The organism is Companilactobacillus muriivasis (assembly GCF_036246245.1).
GTDB classification, from domain to species: Bacteria; Bacillota; Bacilli; order Lactobacillales; family Lactobacillaceae; genus Companilactobacillus; species Companilactobacillus muriivasis.
Genome location: NZ_BTTQ01000001.1, coordinates 553934 through 573846, shown reverse-complemented (window position 1 = coordinate 573846; position 19913 = coordinate 553934). Strand labels below are relative to the sequence as shown.

At 36.0% G+C, this 19913-nt stretch carries 20 protein-coding genes; 10 read left to right on the top strand and 10 right to left on the bottom strand.

Translation table 11 applies throughout. The features are described 5' to 3' along the window. Positions 1-186 precede the first annotated feature (186 nt). Both AAA923_RS02825 and AAA923_RS02820 read right to left on the bottom strand, forming a co-directional pair. Positions 187-1431 (bottom strand): YhgE/Pip domain-containing protein, encoded by a 1245-nt coding sequence (locus AAA923_RS02825; protein ID WP_338214440.1) that lies wholly within the window; start codon positions 1429-1431, stop codon positions 187-189. Positions 1432-1536: 105 nt separating this feature from the next. Beyond that, positions 1537-2202, bottom strand: a complete 666-nt coding sequence (locus tag AAA923_RS02820; protein ID WP_338214439.1) for a helix-turn-helix domain-containing protein — start codon at positions 2200-2202, stop codon at positions 1537-1539. 145 nt (positions 2203-2347) lie between these two features. Here AAA923_RS02820 and AAA923_RS02815 point away from each other — a divergent pair, with 145 nt between their 5' ends. After that, the gene (locus AAA923_RS02815) at positions 2348-3232 is read left to right on the top strand and encodes a cation diffusion facilitator family transporter (protein WP_338214438.1); all 885 of its coding nucleotides are present in this window, start codon (positions 2348-2350) and stop codon (positions 3230-3232) included. A gap of 252 nt (positions 3233-3484) precedes the next feature. Continuing rightward, the gene (locus AAA923_RS02810) at positions 3485-4054 is read left to right on the top strand and encodes an LOG family protein (protein ID WP_338214437.1); all 570 of its coding nucleotides are present in this window, start codon (positions 3485-3487) and stop codon (positions 4052-4054) included. A gap of 206 nt (positions 4055-4260) precedes the next feature. Here AAA923_RS02810 and AAA923_RS02805 read toward each other — a convergent pair whose 3' ends face one another. Both AAA923_RS02805 and AAA923_RS02800 read right to left on the bottom strand, forming a co-directional pair. After that, the gene (locus AAA923_RS02805) at positions 4261-4500 is read right to left on the bottom strand and encodes an MFS transporter (protein WP_338214436.1); all 240 of its coding nucleotides are present in this window, start codon (positions 4498-4500) and stop codon (positions 4261-4263) included. A 15-nt stretch (positions 4501-4515) separates the two neighbouring features. Next, the gene (locus tag AAA923_RS02800; RefSeq protein WP_338214435.1) at positions 4516-5457 is read right to left on the bottom strand and encodes an MFS transporter; all 942 of its coding nucleotides are present in this window, start codon (positions 5455-5457) and stop codon (positions 4516-4518) included. A gap of 388 nt (positions 5458-5845) precedes the next feature. On the opposite strand from AAA923_RS02800, the gene AAA923_RS02795 reads away from it, so the two are divergent. Continuing rightward, positions 5846-6280: a hypothetical protein gene (locus AAA923_RS02795; protein ID WP_338214434.1), complete on the top strand. Its 435-nt coding sequence runs from the start codon at positions 5846-5848 to the stop codon at positions 6278-6280. Between the two features lie 120 nt (positions 6281-6400). Here the strand turns inward: AAA923_RS02795 and AAA923_RS02790 are convergent, their stop codons facing one another. The 5 genes from AAA923_RS02790 to AAA923_RS02770 form a co-directional block, all read right to left on the bottom strand. Further along, the gene (locus AAA923_RS02790) at positions 6401-7708 is read right to left on the bottom strand and encodes a glycosyltransferase family 2 protein (RefSeq protein ID WP_338214433.1); all 1308 of its coding nucleotides are present in this window, start codon (positions 7706-7708) and stop codon (positions 6401-6403) included. Beyond that, positions 7705-8217: a hypothetical protein gene (locus tag AAA923_RS02785; RefSeq protein ID WP_338214432.1), complete on the bottom strand. Its 513-nt coding sequence runs from the start codon at positions 8215-8217 to the stop codon at positions 7705-7707. The genes AAA923_RS02790 and AAA923_RS02785 overlap by 4 nt, the downstream gene beginning before the upstream one ends. A gap of 831 nt (positions 8218-9048) precedes the next feature. Further along, positions 9049-10992 carry a PTS fructose transporter subunit IIABC gene (locus AAA923_RS02780; protein ID WP_338214431.1) on the bottom strand — a complete coding sequence of 648 codons (1944 nt, stop codon included), beginning with the start codon at positions 10990-10992 and terminating at the stop codon, positions 9049-9051. Between the two features lie 18 nt (positions 10993-11010). After that, a complete protein-coding gene (gene pfkB, locus AAA923_RS02775; protein WP_338214430.1) occupies positions 11011-11931 on the bottom strand; it encodes a 1-phosphofructokinase in 921 nt (306 codons plus the stop codon). Then, a complete protein-coding gene (locus AAA923_RS02770; RefSeq protein WP_338214429.1) occupies positions 11932-12684 on the bottom strand; it encodes a DeoR/GlpR family DNA-binding transcription regulator in 753 nt (250 codons plus the stop codon). Positions 12685-12885: 201 nt separating this feature from the next. Here AAA923_RS02770 and obgE point away from each other — a divergent pair, with 201 nt between their 5' ends. The 7 genes from obgE to AAA923_RS02735 all read left to right on the top strand — a co-directional run bounded on the left by obgE (position 12886) and on the right by AAA923_RS02735 (position 19251). Further along, positions 12886-14160 carry a GTPase ObgE gene (obgE, locus tag AAA923_RS02765; RefSeq protein WP_338214428.1) on the top strand — a complete coding sequence of 425 codons (1275 nt, stop codon included), beginning with the start codon at positions 12886-12888 and terminating at the stop codon, positions 14158-14160. A gap of 14 nt (positions 14161-14174) precedes the next feature. Beyond that, complete coding sequence (locus AAA923_RS02760) at positions 14175-16103, top strand: acyltransferase family protein (RefSeq protein WP_338214427.1); 1929 nt, start codon at positions 14175-14177, stop codon at positions 16101-16103. 13 nt (positions 16104-16116) lie between these two features. Then, entirely contained in the window at positions 16117-17043 is a 927-nt protein-coding gene (gene rnz / locus AAA923_RS02755) for a ribonuclease Z (RefSeq protein ID WP_338214426.1), read from the top strand. A 15-nt stretch (positions 17044-17058) separates the two neighbouring features. Next, positions 17059-17856: an SDR family NAD(P)-dependent oxidoreductase gene (locus tag AAA923_RS02750; protein WP_338214425.1), complete on the top strand. Its 798-nt coding sequence runs from the start codon at positions 17059-17061 to the stop codon at positions 17854-17856. A 12-nt stretch (positions 17857-17868) separates the two neighbouring features. Further along, on the top strand, positions 17869-18183 hold the full coding sequence (locus tag AAA923_RS02745; protein WP_338214424.1) for a lipopolysaccharide assembly protein LapA domain-containing protein: 315 nt from the start codon (positions 17869-17871) through the stop codon (positions 18181-18183). A gap of 87 nt (positions 18184-18270) precedes the next feature. After that, on the top strand, positions 18271-18453 hold the full coding sequence (rpmF, locus tag AAA923_RS02740; RefSeq protein ID WP_041499893.1) for a 50S ribosomal protein L32: 183 nt from the start codon (positions 18271-18273) through the stop codon (positions 18451-18453). Between the two features lie 63 nt (positions 18454-18516). Then, a complete protein-coding gene (locus AAA923_RS02735; RefSeq protein ID WP_338214423.1) occupies positions 18517-19251 on the top strand; it encodes a hypothetical protein in 735 nt (244 codons plus the stop codon). Between the two features lie 416 nt (positions 19252-19667). Here AAA923_RS02735 and AAA923_RS02730 read toward each other — a convergent pair whose 3' ends face one another. After that, entirely contained in the window at positions 19668-19874 is a 207-nt protein-coding gene (locus AAA923_RS02730) for a YjzD family protein (protein WP_137619780.1), read from the bottom strand. Positions 19875-19913: the final 39 nt, after the last annotated feature.

The window sequence follows — 19913 nt, the reverse complement described above, 5'->3', positions numbered from 1 at the left end:
TCTAGCACCAAGACGAAAAACCTCTTTCATTGTTTGTGTGAGAACTCCAATGATACCTGATTTTTACGTCTTGGTGTTTTTATTTTGTCATTTTTCTAAAGTGGCTAACTTGATTATAAAATTCGCCAATATTTATGAATGTTTAAATGTATTGAGGTTTTGTTTTGGATATTATCGTTAAGTAGTTTAATTTATATTAGATGATTTCTGCTTGCTCTTTAAGTGGAAGAACAAGATAGTAGAAAGATTAAACAAAACAAATATTATTAGAAAAATAATGGTTTCCGATGAAATGTTATTTCCAATTGAAACAGTACTCCGAAATGCATTTACGGAAATTGTCATAGGTAAATAGGGATGAATTGTTTTAAAAAAGCTGTTAGATAATTCGATGGGATATGTACCAGCAGATCCACCGAGTTGAATAATCATGAATAGTAACATTAACCAAGCTCCGGTCATTCCAAACAACAAATTAAAGAATGTAACTATGCTTAAAAATGTTATACCGGTTAGTAATACGAATCCATATGTCTTAAGTAATTGTATTGGTTCGAGTCCACAGAAGTATACAAGTAGGCCATACATAATGGAAGCTGCAATTATGATAAAACCGTACAAGAATGGCATTTTAGCTGCCCACCAGATTAATCCGTTCTTTGGTTTATTACGAGGAGTATATGTGTCATAGATGATATTTAAAGTAATACAGCCAACAAACAATGCTACTGACATCAAGTAGGGTGCCATACCAGTACCGTTGTTCTTTACATGGGTTGAATCATGGTGAACTAATTTTATCGGATCAATCACATGCAAATTTGTAGATAATGGTTGAACTGATTGTCCAATGGCTTTTAATTGTTCTGGATTTGTTGCTGAAGCTAGTGCCTGCTTTAAAACTGCTCCAGAAGCATTAGTTTTCTTAACCAAACCATTCAAATATAGTTTAGAAATCCTATTATTTAATTGTGTTTGGATTTTTTCCATTGCAGTAGTGCTCATTTTCATGGCAACGAAACTATGCCCGGCACTAGTGTAATAATCTAATTTGATTTGTTTTGAATTAGGTTCGGATAATTTGGAAGCTTGAGTGGAAAAGGTTTTGGGTATTTGGATAATCATATAAACCTTTCCCATATTCAAATCACTGTGAGCTTTAGATTTAGAAAGAAATTCAAAGTGTAATGATTTATCCTTTTTCAGCGATTTAGTAATCTGTTTGCCAAGGTCATATTTGACACCATTACTAGTAACAGACTCGTCTTCGTTTACAACGGCCACTGGTAAATTCTTCGTTTCTTGATAGGGGTTCCAAAGTGATGATAAAAATATTACGGCATAGAAGGCTGGAATCAATAGAATTCCTAGTAAAATTCTAATTAGTGAACGGTCATGCTTAAAAATATATTTTAATTCTGATGTGAGCATATTAAACACCTCGGTTAATAATTATTATGAATGAACCGTTCGTTCATTTTTGGATCGAGGTAAGAATATATCCAGCTAAATAAATGTGCAAATAAAAAACACTCACTAAATTTTATATTCTTCAGTAAGTGCGTCAATAATGGTTTTTGCCATGATATCCATATCGTATTTATTCTTAGTATTTTCAAAAGAATCATATTTTTTATGTGTCGACCACCAAAAAGTTAAATCAACAATCATCATTGCATCATAGTTGGAATTTTTGGTTGCACGTAAATTTGTATTTTTTTCAATATAGACTGCAATATTTTTATACAAAGTTCTGCGGTATTTTTCATAAAGTTCTATTAGATGGAAATCAATTGTAGGATTCTTTTCGAGTATTAAAAAATAACGACCGTATATATTGAATATATCAAATAAATCCCAAATTAATGATTCTAAAGAGTAAGAACCATCAGTTATAAGCAGTTTTGAATCAAGTTGTTTTGTATATGTTTCGTAAGTAGACTTTGTTTGTTTAATTAGAGTGTTTGATGAAATTTCATGTAATGGGAAATTATGGGTAGAGGTTAAGTTGTACTTATCAAGATTGACCAAAAATATGAAATCGAGAAGTGCTTTTTTACTATCAAAAAGATCGTATAGAGACCCAACTGAAATACCAGTTAGTTTGGCAATATCTTTCATTTTAGTTTCGTTATAACCTAAGTTAATAAAAAGCGTACAGGAACTTTCAAATATACTATTTAATTTGTCATCAGTTTTCATTTAGATTACCTCGTTATTAATATTGCTTATGTTTAGAATAACATTTTAAAAATTTAAATTAATGATACGAGTTGTAACTGGTAATAATTATATTTCACGTGTTAGCATATGCGCAGATTTACATTATTTTCCGGAAGGTGATCTTTTGGGATATGAAGAGTTCGAAAAAAACAGTATCAATGAAATTAAGAGTGCACAATGGACGGCGTTCTCAAACGTTTGCTTTTATTTAACTATTTCAGCTACCAAATTAATAGTTGGCAACTTGACTCATTCTACAGCTTTAAAAGCTGATGGATACAATGGAGCAACTGATACGTTGGGATATCTAATTATTATTTTAGGACTAATGTTTGCCAGACGTCCAGTTGATCAATTTCATAAGTTTGGCTATGCGAAGTCTGAGACCTTGGCTACGTTGATGACCTCAGTGCTTATTTCGGAAACTGGAATGTGGGTCATATATAAAGGGATTAGCGCATTACTTAGTGGAAATGATACGAAACCTGATTTTATGGCTACTTTTGTTGGAATCGGTATAGGTATGTTAACTTTTGTTGTTTTTCTGATTAATCGTTATATTGCTAAGAAAATAAATAGTCAACCTTTATTGGCATCATCGCATGATCAAAGGCTGGATGCAATAACTAGTATTACGACTGGATGTGTGATTATAATATCCAGTTTTACTTTTGCTTGGGTAGATAAAATGAATGCAATTATTATTGGAATATTTATGATGCGGACGGCGTATAAAATATTTGATAATAGTGCATTTAGATTGATTGATGGTTTTGATAAAGATAAATTGAACGATTTTGCTACAGAGATATATAAATTTAAAAAAATTAAAAACATTCAGGAAATTCAAGGTCGTGAATACGAGAACGATATCTATCTTTCAGTTGTGGTACAGGTCAGTCGTAAAATGACAGTTGATGAGATTATGAATCTTAGGAACAGAATTGAAAATGACTTGCGTAAGAACTGGGGAATATTTGATCTTGATATGCAGTTTGTTACAAAGTGATGAGATTGTAAATATTAGTTCGAATAAACTTGAGTAAATGTGCAATTGTGATAATTATGTCTTTCATTAATAAAGAAATAACGTTATGACAAATAAAAATCATTGTACCTTATGGATAGATAATTATTTGATTTTCTACGTATAACCTGTTTTGGCTTGAAATAATATGATTAATATTTAATACAAAAAAGCTCGTAATTTTAAGCGATACAAATATGTTAAAGTTGTTTTTAAACGAATAAGGAGAGAATAATGAAACGGATTGCAGTGTATTGCGGAGCATCAATTGGAAATGATGATATTTACAAAGAGTCATCTGTTAAATTAGCCGATTGGCTTGTAGAAAACAATCTTGGCTTGGTATACGGCGGAGGTGGAGTCGGATTGATGGGTGCCCTAGCACAAGAGGTTATTTCTAAAAATGGTGAGGTATATGGAATCATGCCACAAGAATTAGTTGATCGTGGAGCAGCATTCGCAGGATTAACTGACTTGAAGATAGTAGAGAATATGTCGATTCGTAAGCAGCAAATGTTAGAACTTTCCGATGGATGTATTGCGTTACCTGGTGGTCCTGGTACTTTGGAAGAAATAATCGAAGCATTTTCTTGGGCACGGCTAGGTGACAATGATAATCCATGTGTTCTGTACAATGTCGATGGGTATTTTGATCCATTGAAGTTAATGTTCGACAGTATGACAGATAAAGGTTTCTTGACGAAAGCTGACAGAGAAAAGTTGTTCTTCTCTGATTCGTTGGATGATATTTATCAATTTATGGGCAGCTACGTTCCACCTATGATTCGTAAGTATTCTAAGTAGTTCAGGGATTTTTGTTTTTAGTATTTTTAGAATTATTTATTTCGGAGTTTCTTTTAAATTCAAGAAGTGAAAAATTAATAGGCCAACACCTTGTCGCTTAGCGATAAAAAGGTATTGGCCTATTTCTATGAATATATTGGGTGATTCTAAGTTATAGCTGATATTCATGAAGTTCTTATGACCTGAAAAGAAATTTTAACATTTGCTTATGTTTGTGCTGCTTTCCGTTGATTCGAATAATATAGCCACGACCCTAAAGACAATAATTCTAATAAAGAAGAGAATAGAAAAATACTTTTATATCCAAATCCAATTGCAATCCAAGCTGCCAACATTGGTCCTAAAAAATTTCCAAGTGCATGCGCTGATTGATTATAACTGAAAATCCGTCCAAAAATAGATTTCGGTACATTTCGTACTGTTAAAATTTGTATTGAGGGAATCAAAGCTGCATCAGATATTCACAAAATAAATCTGAAAATAATCAATTGCCAAATGTTTTGTACTAAACTAGTTAAAACTAAACAAATGATGGCTGAGGTTAAAAAAATAATCATGCTTTTTAGAGCGCCTAATCGATCAATCAGTGATCCAACGATTCCCGCAAACAAAATTGTCGCAAAGCCTGGAGTAGCTGCAATGAATCCAATCATAATTACCGTGTTCTGACTATTGGAATCAAGTTCTCTAACTAGCAAACTCAACATTGGTGTAATTGCATTGGTTGTTGCTTTAACAGCTAATATTGATCCAAATATTGCAACAAAGAATGGCCAGCCAATTTTTTTCATCAATGGTAAGGCTGGTTGTAATTCTTGTCTTGTAATCGGGGTGAATTCCTCTTTAACACCTAACCATGTTGTTAAAAATACAACTGCCATCAAAAAACTAGCCACAAAAAAAGCTCCACGGTAACCAAACCAAGTTGCTAGAAGTCCTCCAATCAATGGACCAATTAGAGATCCGGAAATACTACCAGTAACTAGCTTACTCATCACGTGTCCCTGAATCTTTTTTGGTGCTGAAACAGACATCAAAGCATTAGCATTATTGATATAACCTGAGAAGGCTCCTTGAAGAATACGAAAGAATAGTAAAAACCAAACGTTAGGTGACAATCCCACCATAAAAATAGTAATTGTCATTACTCCAGATGCACGCAAACACATCAATTTGCGTCCTTTAAGATCAGCCAAACGCCCCCATAGTGGAGAAACGATTGCTTTACTCAAATATGTCAGTGAAAAGGCTGCTGCGCCTAATAAATTTAACTCAACTTTATTAAAATTACCTAGCGTGTCAATAAATAGCACAATAAAAGGCAATGTCATTGCATTACCCATATCAGTTATAAAATTGCCAAACCATAAAATCCAAAAGTTTTTTTTCCAATTTTCCTGCATAATAATCCTCTGACATATTTAATTTATCCCTAGCTATTAATAATAGCCGAGCAATATAAATTTCTTGTAAATTTAATGTAAAAATACTTATAATTCAGGTAAATTTGAATTACATTCTTATTTTTGAAATAATTAATTATGTTTTTTTAATAATCATTTAGTTTTTAGTATCATGAGTTCTAAAAAAAGGGTAATGGACCACGGACGTTATGCTAATAAGCAGCCCCCTAACTAATGTGTTTTAAAAGATAAAGCCAATACACAATGTAAAGGATTCTTTACGCAAAATTAACGTAAAACTAGGGCTAATAGGCGACAATAAAAGAGCTTTTGTTTTAAAATATGAATAGCAACTAAGTATAGCTTTACGAAAAGCGAGGTAGTTACTATGTTAACTGTTATTGATCGTGCAACTGAGTTATTGAAAGATAAGTCCGTTACAACTGAAGAGATTCATCAGGCTACAGGAATCAGTGTAAAGTTACTGACCGAGGCTAGAACGGCTAAGGATGTAACTGGTTTTGTCAATAACTTGAAATATTCGGAAGTTATCGCTTTAACAGATTTGTTCAACGATATGCAGATTGATTATTTAAATAAAAATCAGGACAATGATTTTTATAAATTTGTGATTAGAATCGGTGAGTGGTTCGACGAATCAATTGGTATTCAGGAAGAGTATTTTGATTCGGAAGAAGGTTTGGATGACGATTTGATGGTTGCTACTGCGGTTCAAACTTTGAATGATATTTCGACAAAAGATAAGTCAATTATGTTGGATCTTTATTTTAGTTATACGCGGGATGAACAGAACATGTTGTGATTTAAGGCATAGATGGTCAAATCCTTTAGTAATTTGAATAAGAAATTAATAATCAAACAAATAGAGTCAGTAATCTTTTTTTAGATTGCTGGCTCTTTTGATGTTTATCGAAGAAAAACACTAATTGCTTTTAATATTCTTATGACGTTTAGGGCTGACCCAAGTCCCGGAACCATGTCCCATAATTGTTCTAACGGCAGGGATAAACGTTGTCACAACTGAAAAGGCATTAACCTGCCAATAGACTAGGGAGTAAAACGGCATAAATATGAGATATTTAAACTTTTTACCCTCTTCATCTACCAACAGAGCTGCCCCCAGTTGGATAATTCCGGCCAACATTTCAAACGTGATGAAGACAAATGACATGGCGAATAGGAAAATCACTTGCCTGAAATCGCCTGTAAATAAGAAACTAAGCACTGATCCGATAAATAAAATTAAACTGATAAAGTAGAAGAACGACCAAGTAATACTGAATGTTTGGTCAATTATAAAGGCAATTTGTCTAGTATATCTAAAGGGATGTAAGACGATTTTCCAAAAATTTGTTAACCAAACTTCAGTACCACCCTTTGCCCAGCGTTTTCTTTGATTATATAGACTCTTTAAGTTGTCCGGTACATTCATGTAGAAAAGAATATTTGGGGCAAATACAGTCGACCAACCGCTAGTTTGGTGATCCCAAGCGATACTGATATCTTCAGTTGCCCGGTCTTGCCTGAATAAGCCAACGTCAATCAAGGCATCACGACGATACATGGTATTAGCACCACTGTATGCATACATATTACCGAAAACTCCGACTTGACTACGTTTGATAATACCGACGATACTAGAAAACTCGACAGTTTGTGATTTGGAAATGATGGTATCACGGTTTTGCACGTCCATATTGGCAGTAACAGCAGCAATATTTTGTCCATCAGAAGTATTGAAGTAGTTCATGTATTTCCAAATTGCATCCGGTTCTGGTAATGAATCGGCATCGTTGCTCAAAATAAATTCACCTTTGGTAAAGGCGATACCAATGTTGAAGGCATGGGCTTTACCTTGATTCTTTTCGATTCGAATGACTTTCAAATTGGAATAATGTGTCATCAATTCATGAAGAATCGTTGGGGTATTGTCAGTTGAACCATCGTCAACTACGAGCACCTCGTAATTGGAGTAATTCAGTTCAGTCATTAAATAATTTATAGTGTCGGCAATCATGACTTCCTCGTTGTGCGCTGGAATCATAATTGTGACGAAAGGTTCCATATTCTTGTTGATATGTTTGTACTTGGTAATTCTGTGAGCGTATAGGAATTGATAACAAATCGTCCCAATTAACCAGCAGAATGATCCCAAAATTGGATACGCAATTAGCATCAAGAGAAAAAAGTTAACTACAGCATCGAAGGTGGAAATACCAGTTTTAATCATAGTTTGGCATCCTCGAATTTACTGTAGATTTTGTCGATTGTTTTAATTTCAAAGTTATTTTCAGGCGTAATGACGTAATATCTGATGTCATTTCGACGATAATAACGGTCTCCAAATTTTAATGTATAGAAATCCTTGATAGCTTCACGACGTGCGAATAACTTTTTCTCATTGTAAATAGCGTGTTTTTTGACGTGATACTTGGTGTAGTAATTATTGTAGATTGTAAATGAAACGGTGATAATTGCTAGGACGATAAAGGCGTTGGTCAAGAAATGACCGAAGAAATTGAATAAATCCTTTCCTTCTGGTGTGGACCAAGGTTGTCCTTTCAAATTATCACTGACGAAAACAGTCATGGATAGAGTCCAATAGATTGGAATAATCATGATTATCCATGATAAAACGGTAACTAATGTTTGTCTGATTTTTAATAGCCAATGACCTTGTTCAAAAAAAGCGTCATGGATGTAATTTTGCATAGAATCGATATTTCTTCTTGATCTCATTTTTATCACCCGTAACTTTATACTCTTATGGAGTATTAAGAGATATTAACTAAAGGTTGATGAGATGTGCCGTTTCCAGAGCTGAGAGTATTCATCTGCTGCCGCGGAACGGTCCGAGCCAGGACCTAGGTTGAAGCCTTTTCAAAGACCGAAAAGTCTCCAACACGCCCGGTGGTGTAATGGCCAAAGCCATAATGCCACTTTCGCTGCTGATGAATACTATCAGCTCTTTCAACTAATTTGACTTTTTATTTATTTATGGAACGTTATTTAAATAAATTACAATTTAGATTGTTATAGCAATGATTAAATTAAATTCTTATCTTTCAACCTTTAGATGTTAATTACGCATGGTGCTAGTTGAATAATTTTACATTCAATCACTAACGATCAACTAGTCGGAAGAGCTGGAAAATATTTGTGTGCCGAGGATCGAGACCGTACTTTGGCTCGAGCCGGTCCGCACAGCTAGTGAATATTTTCCAGCTCTGTAGACGGAATATATAGCTAAGCCCACACGTATTAATTTAATAATTTTTTCTAAAAATCTCGGGGCGATAAATTTATGTTTAAACTGAATGTCAAATGATTTTGTATGGATATGACAGCTTTTAAAATACACATATATTTATAATCAATATTTAACTATTTCTTTTTAAAAGTGTTAGAAACGTTGATATAGCGCCCTTTGATTGCCACTAATAGTAAACATTTAGTTACCGTTTGCAAGAAAAATGAATCGAAACAAAATGGGCTAGAATTAGTTTAAAACAAAAAAATACTTGCAATCCAAAATCGGATTACAAGTATTTTCTGGTTTAAATTTAAATATTAATTACTTTGTTTTTTAGCAGGTTTCCAAACACCGTAGATAACACCTGAAATTACGGCACCAATGACAACAGCTAATAAGTAAAGCAATGGTTTGTTAGCAAGTGGTGTAACGAAGATACCACCGTGAGGAGCAGGAACGTTAACACCCCAGAATTGTGTCAAACCACCACCGATTGCAGAACCGATAACACATGATACGATAACGTGTAATGGATCTCCGGCAGCGAAAGGAATAGCACCTTCAGTAATGAATGACAAACCTAAGATATAGTTTGAAAGACCAGCTTGTCTTTCTTGTTCAGTGAACTTATCTTTCCAGAAAGTTGTAGCAATGGCAATAGCTAGAGGAGGAATCATACCACCAACCATAACGGCAGCCATCAAAGCACCATCATGTGTAGCTGTAAATGTACCAATAGCGAATGTGTAAGCAGCCTTGTTGAAAGGACCACCCATATCGATTGACATCATACCACCGAGCAATGTGCCTAAGATAACAGCATTACCAGTACCCATTGATTCTAGGAAGTGAGTAATTGCAGCATTAACAACAGCGAAGATTGGATCAATACCGAAGTACATAATTGCACCAGTCAATAGTAAACCTAGGACTGGGTAAATCAAGATAGTCTTTAGACCATCCAAAGTGTGTGGCAAGTTTTTGAGCCATTTCTTAAGTAAGACGATAACCCATCCGGCAATGAAACCGGCAAGTAGACCACCGATAAATCCGGCAGGACTCTTAGAACTGACAACTGAAGCTGTAGCTTGAGATGCCATGTAACCACCAACGAAACCAGGTAATAGGGCAGGACGATCACCAATTGAAACGGCGATGTATGCGGCTAAAACAGGAATCAAGAAACTGAAAGCATAGTTACCAACGTTATTGAAGAATAAGAACCATTGTGAATGTGCACCAACAGAGTTTTCCAACAAGAAGGAGATAGCCATCAAGATACCACCACCAACAACGAATGGAAGCATGTTAGAAATACCATTCATTAAATCAGCGTAAATTCTTGACCAAAGTGACTTCTTTTCTTCTGTATCAGCTTCATCAGCGACAGCGCCACCTTCAGCATGGAAGACTGGAGCTTTTTGTTCAGCAGCTAAGTTGATCAATTCTTCGGCTTTGTTGATACCATCACTTACGGGACGGTTAACTAAATGTTTGCCATCGAATCTTGGCATATCAACTTTTTTATCAGCGGCAATGATAACACCATCAGCACGACTGATTTCACTAGCAGTAAGCTTGTGTTTAACACCTTCAGAACCGTTAGTTTCAACTTTGATGTCGATACCCATCTTTTCGGCTTGTTCCTTCAAAGCGGCTTCAGCCATGTATGTGTGGGCAATACCAGTAGGACAAGCAGTAACAGCAACAACGTAAGGTTTGTGTTCGCCACTTTGGTCAGCTTTTTCTGCTTCGGCTTCTTTAGCTTTTTGTTTAGCTTCGTCAGCCTTGTCTTTGGCTTCTTTAGCTTGCATGGCATCATCGAATAATGTTTGAACTTCGTCAACTGTCTTAGCAGCTTTCAAGTTCTTAACAAGTTCTGGATTAATTAATAATGATGATAATGCAGCTAATGCTTGCAAGTGAAGGTTATCGGCACCATCTGGAGCAGCAATCATAAAGAATAGGTAGGCTGGTTGGCCGTCTAATGATTGATAATCGATACCCTTGGCACTTTTAGCAAATAGTACGGTAGCACGCTTAACGGCTTTGTCACGAGCATGTGGCATGGCAATTCCATCACCAATACCAGTACTTGTTTGTGCTTCACGTTTTAAAATATCTGCTTTATATAAATCTTTGTCGTCGATTACACCAACTTGATAGTACTTGTCTACCATTTCTTCAATGGCATCCTCTTTAGTAGTAGCTTTCAAGTCCATGATCATGGCGTCTTTTAATAGCAATTGTTTCAAGTCCATTTTAAAAGTCCCCCTCAATTAGAGCTCTGTAATAGAAATATCTTGATAAACTTCGTCAATCTTTGACTTTACGGCAATATCTTGACTGAATGTTGTAGCTGATCCACAAGCAGCACCCATATGGAAGCTTTCGATAGGATCTTTTGTCTCCATAAATGTTCCGGCAAAACCGGCAATCATTGAATCTCCAGCACCAACGGAATTGATAACAGTTCCCTTAGGGGCATTGGCTTTGTAAGCTGTGTCCTTAGTAACAAGTAGGGCACCATCGCCAGCCATTGAGACAAGTACGTGTTTAGCACCTTTATCCAACAACTTGCGAGCGTAAGTAACAATTTCTGCTTCACTGTTAAATTTAACGTTGAATAAGTCAGCTAATTCGTGGTGATTAGGTTTAACAACTAGTGGATGCAATGGCAATGTATCTAGTAAAGCTTGACCAGTTGTATCAATTACGAACTCAGCACCTTGTTTTTGAATCGTTTCAGCAATATCTAAATAGAATTTTGCGTCAAGATTTTTGCAAAGGCTTCCAGCCATAATGACGATATCACCCTCGCCGATACCATTAAGGTTGTTCATGAAAGCTTGTCTTTCATCGTCACTGATCATTGGACCAGCACCGTTGATTTCTGTTTCCTCATTTTGTTCAACGGCATTGATCTTAACGTTGATGCGAGTGTCTTCTTTAACCTTAGTAAAAGAAGTTTTTAGTTCATGTTGTGAAAGCAATTCTTCAAACATTGAACCGGTAGCACCACCGACAAATCCTAAAGCTGTTGAATCAATGTTCAAAGCTTTTAGAATTCTCGAAACGTTGATACCTTTACCACCAGGAAGTTTAACATCGCTTGATGTACGGTTAACTTCGCCAGTATTTAATTGCTTCAATTGCAAAACATAATCAATTGAAGGGTTGACTGTAATTGTATAAATCAACTAAATAGCCTCCGTTATCTTTGTATACTTGTTTAAAATGCTTGTTTCTTTTTCCGACAACTTGTTAGTAATCAATGGTACTTCAGCTAAAGTCGCAAAACGGCTAAAACTGACTTGAGAAAACTTAGAACTATCAGATAAGACATAAGCCTGTTTTGAATGAGCGATTGCCAGTCTCTTTATGGCTGCTTCTTCAGGATCTGGTGTTGTGTAACCAGCATCAACTGAAAAGCCGTTAGTTCCTAGAAATGCCCGATCAAAATGGTAATTCTCTAAAGTTTGGATGATATTTGCGCCAACCAAAGCTTTAGTAGATGACTTTAATCTCCCCCCAGGAAGAAATGTGTTCACGTTGTAATCGGCTAACATTGAAGCATTGTCGACACTGTTGGTGATAACTAACAGATCGTTATGTTCTATTAAGTAGGGAATCATGAATTGAATCGTTGTCCCTGAATCAAGGAAGATAACTTCATGATTTCTAACTAGACCCGCTGCGGTCTGACCAATCATTTTCTTTTCATTAATATGAACGGCAGCTTTTTGAGAAAGTGCTGGTTCTTCATGTAAAGAAATAACGTTTTGAGCACCACCGTGAATTCTTAGAAGTTTATGACAATTCGCTAAATCTTGGAGATCACGGCGCAAGGTGGATTCTGAAGCACCAGTTAATGGAATTAAGTCATGGAGTTTGACAATATTATGTAATTTTAATTGATCTAAAATAATTTGTTGCCTTTCTTCGGTAAGCACTTACATCACCTCACAAGTGATATAATACAACCATATTCATTCAAAATCAATCATAAAAACTCAAAAACAGTCAAAAATGTTCAAAAAATATTGGAACTTTTATAAAAGACTGGACAACGAATACTAGTTCAAAGTATTATGAAGTCTGTTTTTGTGCTAAAATTTAGAAATGATAATTATAGTTTAGAAAGGGGGATTTTAATGTTTGTAGATAACGTTAAAATCACCGTTAGATCCGGAAAGGGTGGCGACGGGGCTGTAGCCTTCCGTCACGAAAAATATACTCCACTCGGTGGACCTTCCGGCGGTGATGGTGGTCGCGGTGGCGATATCATCTTAAAGGCTAATGAAGGTATGAATACTTTAATGGACTTTAGATACAAGAGAATTTTTAAGGCTGAACCTGGTCAAAATGGTCAAATCAAGGGGATGTACGGACATAAAGCAGATCCCGTTTATATTAAAGTTCCAACTGGAACTTCAGTGTATGATGAAGAAACTGGTCGTTTAATTGGCGACTTGACTGAAAACAACCAAGAATTAGTAGTTGCCAAAGGTGGTAACGGTGGACGTGGAAACATTCATTTTGCTAATTCGAGAAATCAGGCTCCAGAAGTTGCCGAAAATGGTGTACCTGGAGAAGAGAAGTTCATCAAGCTTGAGTTGAAGTTGATTGCTGATGTCGGTTTGGTTGGTTTTCCATCTGTTGGTAAATCTACCTTATTATCAGTTGCTACTTCTGCTCGTCCAAAGATTGCGGCTTATCACTTTACGACATTGTCACCTAACCTGGGAATGGTTAGATTGGATGATGGACGTGATTTCGTTATTGCCGATTTACCTGGTTTGATTGAAGGTGCATCCAACGGTGTTGGTTTAGGTATTCAATTCCTACGCCACGTTGAACGTACACGAGTTATTTTGCATTTGGTCGACATGGATCCTAACAATGGTCGTGATCCGTACGAAGATTATTTGGCAATTAGAAAAGAATTAGGAAATTATGATGAGAACGTCTTGTCACGTCCTGAAGTAATCGTACCAACTAAGTTGGATATTCCTGGTTCCGAAGAACGACTAGCTGAATTCAAAGAGAAGTTGCCAGAAGATGCTGATATCTTTGCAATTTCAAGTGTTCAACATACTGGTGTGAAGGCATTGATGAATCACACAAGTGAAGTATTGTCTAAGGCAGAGCCAATTCACTTTGACGTTCAAACTGATGAAGACAAAGAATACAACTTTGAACCAGAAGAGAAAGCATTTACGATCGAAAAAGAAGCTGACCATGACTTTGTTGTTAAGGGTGCTAAGGTTGAACGACTTCTTCAAAGAACCAACTTGGATCACCAAGATGGAATTATGCTTTTTGCTAGAAAACTCAAGTCTATGGGTATTGAAGATGCACTGATCGATGCAGGTGCTGAGTCAGGTGATTCAGTAACAATTCTCGATTTCACTTTTGAATTTATTTAGGGGCAATAGATAAAATGAATAAATCACCGAAAAGAAGATTTATTACTGGATTTGATGGACTACGTACTTTAGGGGTTATTGGTGTTATCATGTATCACTTAAATCCCAACGTTTTTTCCGGCGGATATCTGGGGGTTCCAATTTTCTTCCTCATATCGGGTTACTTAATCACAGATCATTTTTTTAATACTGTTGATTATGGTGGTTCATTCTCGTTAAGTAATTTTTACATTAGAAGAGTTAAGCGATTGTATCCCGGAATGCTATTCGTATTATTAGCATCTGGTGCGTATATCGTGATGTTTTTAAAGGGGCTGTTATATCATTTAGATCAGATTTTCGTAACGAACGTCTTGAATGTTTATAATTGGTGGCAAATTTTTAACGGTCAATCATATTTTGAAAGATTTGCTAATAATGAATCACCATTTACACATTTATGGACTTTGTCTATTGAAGGTCAGTTCTATATTGTTTGGCCAATTTTGTTAATTTTATTTGCCAAATATGGCGTTAAAAAGAGTCGTATTTTTGGCTTTTCAATGATTCTTTCAATTGCTTCAGCAATCTGGATGGCTATTTTGTTCAAGCCGGGTGTTGATCCAAGTAGAATTTATTATGGTACAGATACAAGATTATTCTCAATTTTACTTGGTTGTGGTCTAGCTCTGATTTGGCCGGCTGAGAAATTGAAGAGTGGTTTGAAGAAGAATGACAAGTTGAAACTTAACTTAGTTGGTTTATTGTCATTCGCTTTGATGCTACTGATGATCTTTACAATTAAGGATTCAGATCCATTCTTGTATCGTGGTGGGATGTTTATCTTCTCAATCACGACATGTATCTTTATCGGTGTTGTTGCACATCCGGATTCAATCTGGAATGCTGTTTTATCAAACCGAGTTTTCCATTATGTTGGTACTAGAAGTTATGGGCTTTATTTATATCAATTTCCTGTAATGATTTTCTTCGAATCAAGATTCAAAAATGTTGCTGATCATCCAATCCTTTATCCTGTGATTGAGGTTATCTTGATCGTATTAGTAACTGAATTTTCATTCAGATTCGTTGAACAACCATTGGCTCATGCTAAATGGAGCGATGTAAAGAAATTCTTCCGTTCATCAACTGCTATTCAACGCGTTTTAGCATTAGTAATTGCTGTGATCTGTTTAACTGGCTCATACGGTGTTGTTAAGGCTGTTAGTGCACCAAAGCCTAACGTTAACCACAGTCAACTAGCTAATAAAATTACTAAGAATGAAAAGGCTACAAAGGCTAAGAAAGCTAAAGCAATTGCGAACTTGAAGAAAGCTAAGGACAAGCAAAAGAATGTGACTGGCAAGATGTCAGACGCTGATTATGCTCGTTACAAGAAGGCTGCCAAGAGTCACCCAATCAATACTGAATTTGAAAAGTATGGTTTGAGCCAAATTGACTTGCAACGTTTAAAGGATGTTCCTTTAACAGCTGTCGGTGATTCAGTTATGGCTGATGGTTCCGATAACTTCTTGAAGTTGTTCGATGACAAGAAAGTTATTATTGATGCTGCTGTCAGTCGTCAAATGGGTGCCAGTCTTGATCTTTTGCAAAACTACAAGAGTCAAGGTGTCTTAGCACCTAATGTTTTGATTGGTCTAGGTACTAACGGACCATTCAATATGGATCAAGTTGGTCAAATTATGCAATTAGTTGGTCCAAAGCGTCATGTTTACTGGATTAACGTGCATGTACCAACAAGACCTTGGGAAAAGACTGTTAATGGGGTCTTATCTCAAGCAACAGCTAAGTATAAGAACTTGACTGTAATTGACTGGAATGGATACTCACAAGGTCATACAGACTGGTTCTATGATGATAACGTACATCCAAATCCAGACGGATCAATGTACTATACTTCGTTTGTCACAAAAGAAATTTTGAAATCATTAGACAAAAAATAGATAGGATTTTTTTATGGAATTAGAATTTTTAGGAACTGGTGCCGGAGTGCCATCAAAAAGCCGCAACGTTTCGAGTACTGCATTGAAAATGCTCGATGAACGTAATGAAGTTTGGCTTTTTGACGTCGGTGAAGCGACACAGCATCAAATATTAAGAACAGCAATCAAGCCTCGTAAAATAACAAAAATCTTTATCTCTCATTTGCATGGTGATCATATTTTTGGTTTGCCAGGTTTATTAGCTAGTCGTGCCAATCAAGGTGGCGATTCTCCATTGGAGATTTATGGCCCAGTGGGTATCAAAGAATACGTTGAAACATCCTTGAAGGTGACTGGCAGTAGATTAGGTTATCAAATCAAATATATCGAATTGAAAAATGAAGGCGAAATTTTCAACGATAAGACTTTTAGCGTTTATGCTGGCAAATTGAAGCATCGGATTACTTGTTTTGGCTATCGGGTAGTTGAAAAGCCACGTGTTGGTGAGTTGTTAGTTGATAAGTTAGAAGAGTACCACATTCCTAATGGACCTATCTTTGGTCAATTGAAGGCTGGTAAAGTTGTGACATTGGACGACGGAACTGTTTTGGATGGGAAAGATTTCATCGGACCTGACAAACCAAGTAAAATCGTTACAGTTATTTCTGACACACGCTATACGCCGGAAATCGATAAATTGTCGAAGGATGCCGATGTCATCGTACATGAGTCGACATTTTCTAACGATGAAAAGAAATTAGCTTATAATTACTACCATTCAACGGCCACTCAGGCAGCTGAACTCGCTAAGAGAAGTCATGCCAAAGGTTTGATTTTGACACATATTTCTGCCAGATATACTGGTAGAGGTGCTTTGATCTTACAAAAAGAAGCTCAAAAAATCTTTAAGAATACTCGTGTTGCTAGCGATTTTGACATCTACGAGGTACCCTTTAACTAGGAAAAGAGGATGAATATGACTAATTTATTGAATCAAACAGTTGTTGTAACTGGTGCATCTTCAGGTATCGGTAAAGACGTTGCCATTAACGCTGCTAAATGTGGTGCTAACGTGATTTTGATTGCCAGAAATGAAGATAAGCTGTTGCAAGTTAAGAATGAATGTATTCGTGTCGGTGCTGAGAGTGCTCAACATGAGTATTTGTCAGTTGATATGAGCGATGCGGCCCAAATCAGTGCTGCAGTTGATAAAATTGCTGATATTACTGATGATATTGACGTTTTAGTCAATGCTGCCGGTTTCGGTGATTTTTCAAATTACTTAGATACTGACTTTGACAAAGTTGAAAAAATGTTCCGTGTGAATGTTTTGGGTCTAATGTTGATGACACGATTAGTTGCATCAGGTATGATTGAAAATGGTCGTGGACATATTATTAACATTGGTTCGATGGCTGGAAAGATCACAACTCCTAAGTCTGCTGCCTATGCAGCAACTAAAGCAGCTGTAATCGCATTTTCAGACGGTCTAAGACTAGAATTAAAACCTTTGGGTGTTTATGTTACAACGGTTAATCCTGGCCCTGTAGACACGAATTTCTTCAATGTCGCCGATCATTCAGGCAACTATCTTGATTCAGTAAAATATTTCGTTCTTGATCCTGATAAACTAGCTTGGGAGATTGTTAATACGTTTGGTCGTTCAAAGCGTGAAATCAATCGTCCTCGTTACATGGAATTGGCAGCTGTACTTTATAAGTTTGCTCCAAGTCTTGGGGATTATTTTGCCGCAACACTAGGCAATCGCAAATAGGGGAGGATTCACATGAAGGGTAAACAATCAAGATTCGTAATTGGCTTAGTTATTACGTTAATCGTCGTAATTTTTGCCGTTTTGAATGTTAATCCAGTGACGGTCAGCTTTGGCTTTACCAGAATTAAGTTGCCATTGATTATTTTGATCATCGTTACTTTGTTGTTAGGTGCCGTTATTACGATGCTTCTAGCAACAACAGGCAAGAAGAAAGATGATGACTTAAATCGTCACGCTAAGAAACAAATTTCCAAAGTTAAAGTTTCAAATGACAACCAAATTGCTGATGCATTAAAAGAAAATAATGTAAAAAAGCAAACAAAATAGTAAATTTGCTTGCTCAAACGTTTTTATGATAGTATTATATTAAACGTTAGATTTGATTGAGTTAATAAATAAAAGGAGTTTTTAAATATGGCTGTTCCAAAGAGAAAAACATCAAAACAAAGAAAGCGTTCAAGACGCGCACATCTTAAGTTAAGTACACCAAACATGCAATTCGACGTTGCTTCAGGTGAATATCGTTTAAGTCACCATGTTTCACCATCAGGTATGTACAAGGGTGAAAAAGTTATCGACGATAGCAAAGAAGCTTAATGAGAAAGTCAAGTTAAACTTGGCTTTTTTTTAATATATTAAATAGATGGAGTAACGATGATAATGAAGAAATTAAAATACATGTTATTGATGGTTATTCCGCTATTCTTTTTGTTACTAACTGGCTGTTCCAAGATGAACCTTTCGACAACCAAAAAAGAGTACAGCGCTGATGGACTAGTTGCTGTAGTTAAAGGTCAAGCTAATCATTATGACAAGTTAACTTATAGAGTTAACGGCAAGACTAAAAAGGTTTCAGTCGATGATGGTCATTTTGCTATTTCTGTACCCGTTTCAACTAAGGACCAAAATGTTCGCATTAAGGCAACAAATGGCGACAAGGTTGAAACTAAATTAGTCAAAGTGAAGAAAGCCAAGGCACTAGAGAGTTACCTGACTTTTGCTCAGACATATAACTATACGTTATTGTCAATGGGACAACCCGCAGATCAACTACAATTGATCACTAAAAATGGGATAATCACGCACAAGAAGAGTGACGGAACTGAATGGTATTACAACGTTCAGGACAATCAATTGATGGGTATCGCAACGAAGTTCACTTACAAGGATTTGAAATCAAAGACTGGTCAAAAGAATATGGCAACTGATTTGATGATTACATCGAAATTGCTTGGTGCCGACGGTAAGCAAGTTTTGAAAGACTTCGGTAAGCAAACAAAGAATGCCAGCAAGAATTCTACTAAGACTTCGATGAAACAAATTACTTCTAATGGTGTTAACTTCAACATCAATTTATCGATGAAGGAATTTTATCTTTATGTTACTAAGTATTAGTAGTTGCCGTCTCCAGAGATGAGAGTATTTCACCTGCTGTGCGACCGGTGCGAGCCAAGGTCTCGCGCCTCGATTTTGAGCTTTGCAAAAACCGCAAATCTCAAAATACGTCGGTGGTGTAATGGCTAAAGCCATAACGCCACTGCCACTGCTGGTGAATACTCTCATCTCTTCCGACTAGTAATTAATATTTAGTTAGATTCATTCAACTTGAAATTTAAATGTTAAAACAAAAAGAGCTTCAGCAATTTTTTAATTTTGCTGAAGCTCTTTATTTGTAATTAGATATTTCGATTAAGTTTTGATCAGGGTCACGAATATAGACGGATTCAATATCAGCTACGGTTAAAACTAGATGATCTAAAGATTTTATTTGCATAAGTTAACACTTCCATAAAAAAAACGCTTAAACTTAATTAAGCGTTCTTTTCTTTTTTAGTATCTTTTACGGAACTATCAAGGATCAATGGAATGACACTGAAAATGACCGCAAATACTATACTTATAATGATTGAGTACGTAGAGTTAAATTTTTGTTGGTTCAAAGCACCACCGATAAAGCCGGCAACTTGTCCCAGCATGATAGACCAGAAAATAACAGCAATATATCTCATTTCTTCCATCTCACTTTCTCAAGTAGTTTAGCACAAAAGGGAATTTTA

Coding starts and splice junctions, on each gene's coding strand:
- AAA923_RS02825 (WP_338214440.1), bottom strand. CDS start 1,431: ATGCTCACATCAGAATTAAAATATATTTTTAAGCATGACCGTTCACTA.
- AAA923_RS02820 (WP_338214439.1), bottom strand. CDS start 2,202: ATGAAAACTGATGACAAATTAAATAGTATATTTGAAAGTTCCTGTACG.
- AAA923_RS02810 (WP_338214437.1), top strand. CDS start 3,485: ATGAAACGGATTGCAGTGTATTGCGGAGCATCAATTGGAAATGATGAT.
- AAA923_RS02800 (WP_338214435.1), bottom strand. CDS start 5,457: ATGCAGGAAAATTGGAAAAAAAACTTTTGGATTTTATGGTTTGGCAAT.
- AAA923_RS02795 (WP_338214434.1), top strand. CDS start 5,846: ATGTTAACTGTTATTGATCGTGCAACTGAGTTATTGAAAGATAAGTCC.
- AAA923_RS02790 (WP_338214433.1), bottom strand. CDS start 7,708: ATGATTAAAACTGGTATTTCCACCTTCGATGCTGTAGTTAACTTTTTT.
- AAA923_RS02785 (WP_338214432.1), bottom strand. CDS start 8,217: ATGAGATCAAGAAGAAATATCGATTCTATGCAAAATTACATCCATGAC.
- AAA923_RS02780 (WP_338214431.1), bottom strand. CDS start 10,992: ATGGACTTGAAACAATTGCTATTAAAAGACGCCATGATCATGGACTTG.
- obgE (WP_338214428.1), top strand. CDS start 12,886: ATGTTTGTAGATAACGTTAAAATCACCGTTAGATCCGGAAAGGGTGGC.
- AAA923_RS02760 (WP_338214427.1), top strand. CDS start 14,175: ATGAATAAATCACCGAAAAGAAGATTTATTACTGGATTTGATGGACTA.
- rnz (WP_338214426.1), top strand. CDS start 16,117: ATGGAATTAGAATTTTTAGGAACTGGTGCCGGAGTGCCATCAAAAAGC.
- AAA923_RS02750 (WP_338214425.1), top strand. CDS start 17,059: ATGACTAATTTATTGAATCAAACAGTTGTTGTAACTGGTGCATCTTCA.
- AAA923_RS02745 (WP_338214424.1), top strand. CDS start 17,869: ATGAAGGGTAAACAATCAAGATTCGTAATTGGCTTAGTTATTACGTTA.
- rpmF (WP_041499893.1), top strand. CDS start 18,271: ATGGCTGTTCCAAAGAGAAAAACATCAAAACAAAGAAAGCGTTCAAGA.
- AAA923_RS02735 (WP_338214423.1), top strand. CDS start 18,517: ATGAAGAAATTAAAATACATGTTATTGATGGTTATTCCGCTATTCTTT.
- AAA923_RS02730 (WP_137619780.1), bottom strand. CDS start 19,874: ATGGAAGAAATGAGATATATTGCTGTTATTTTCTGGTCTATCATGCTG.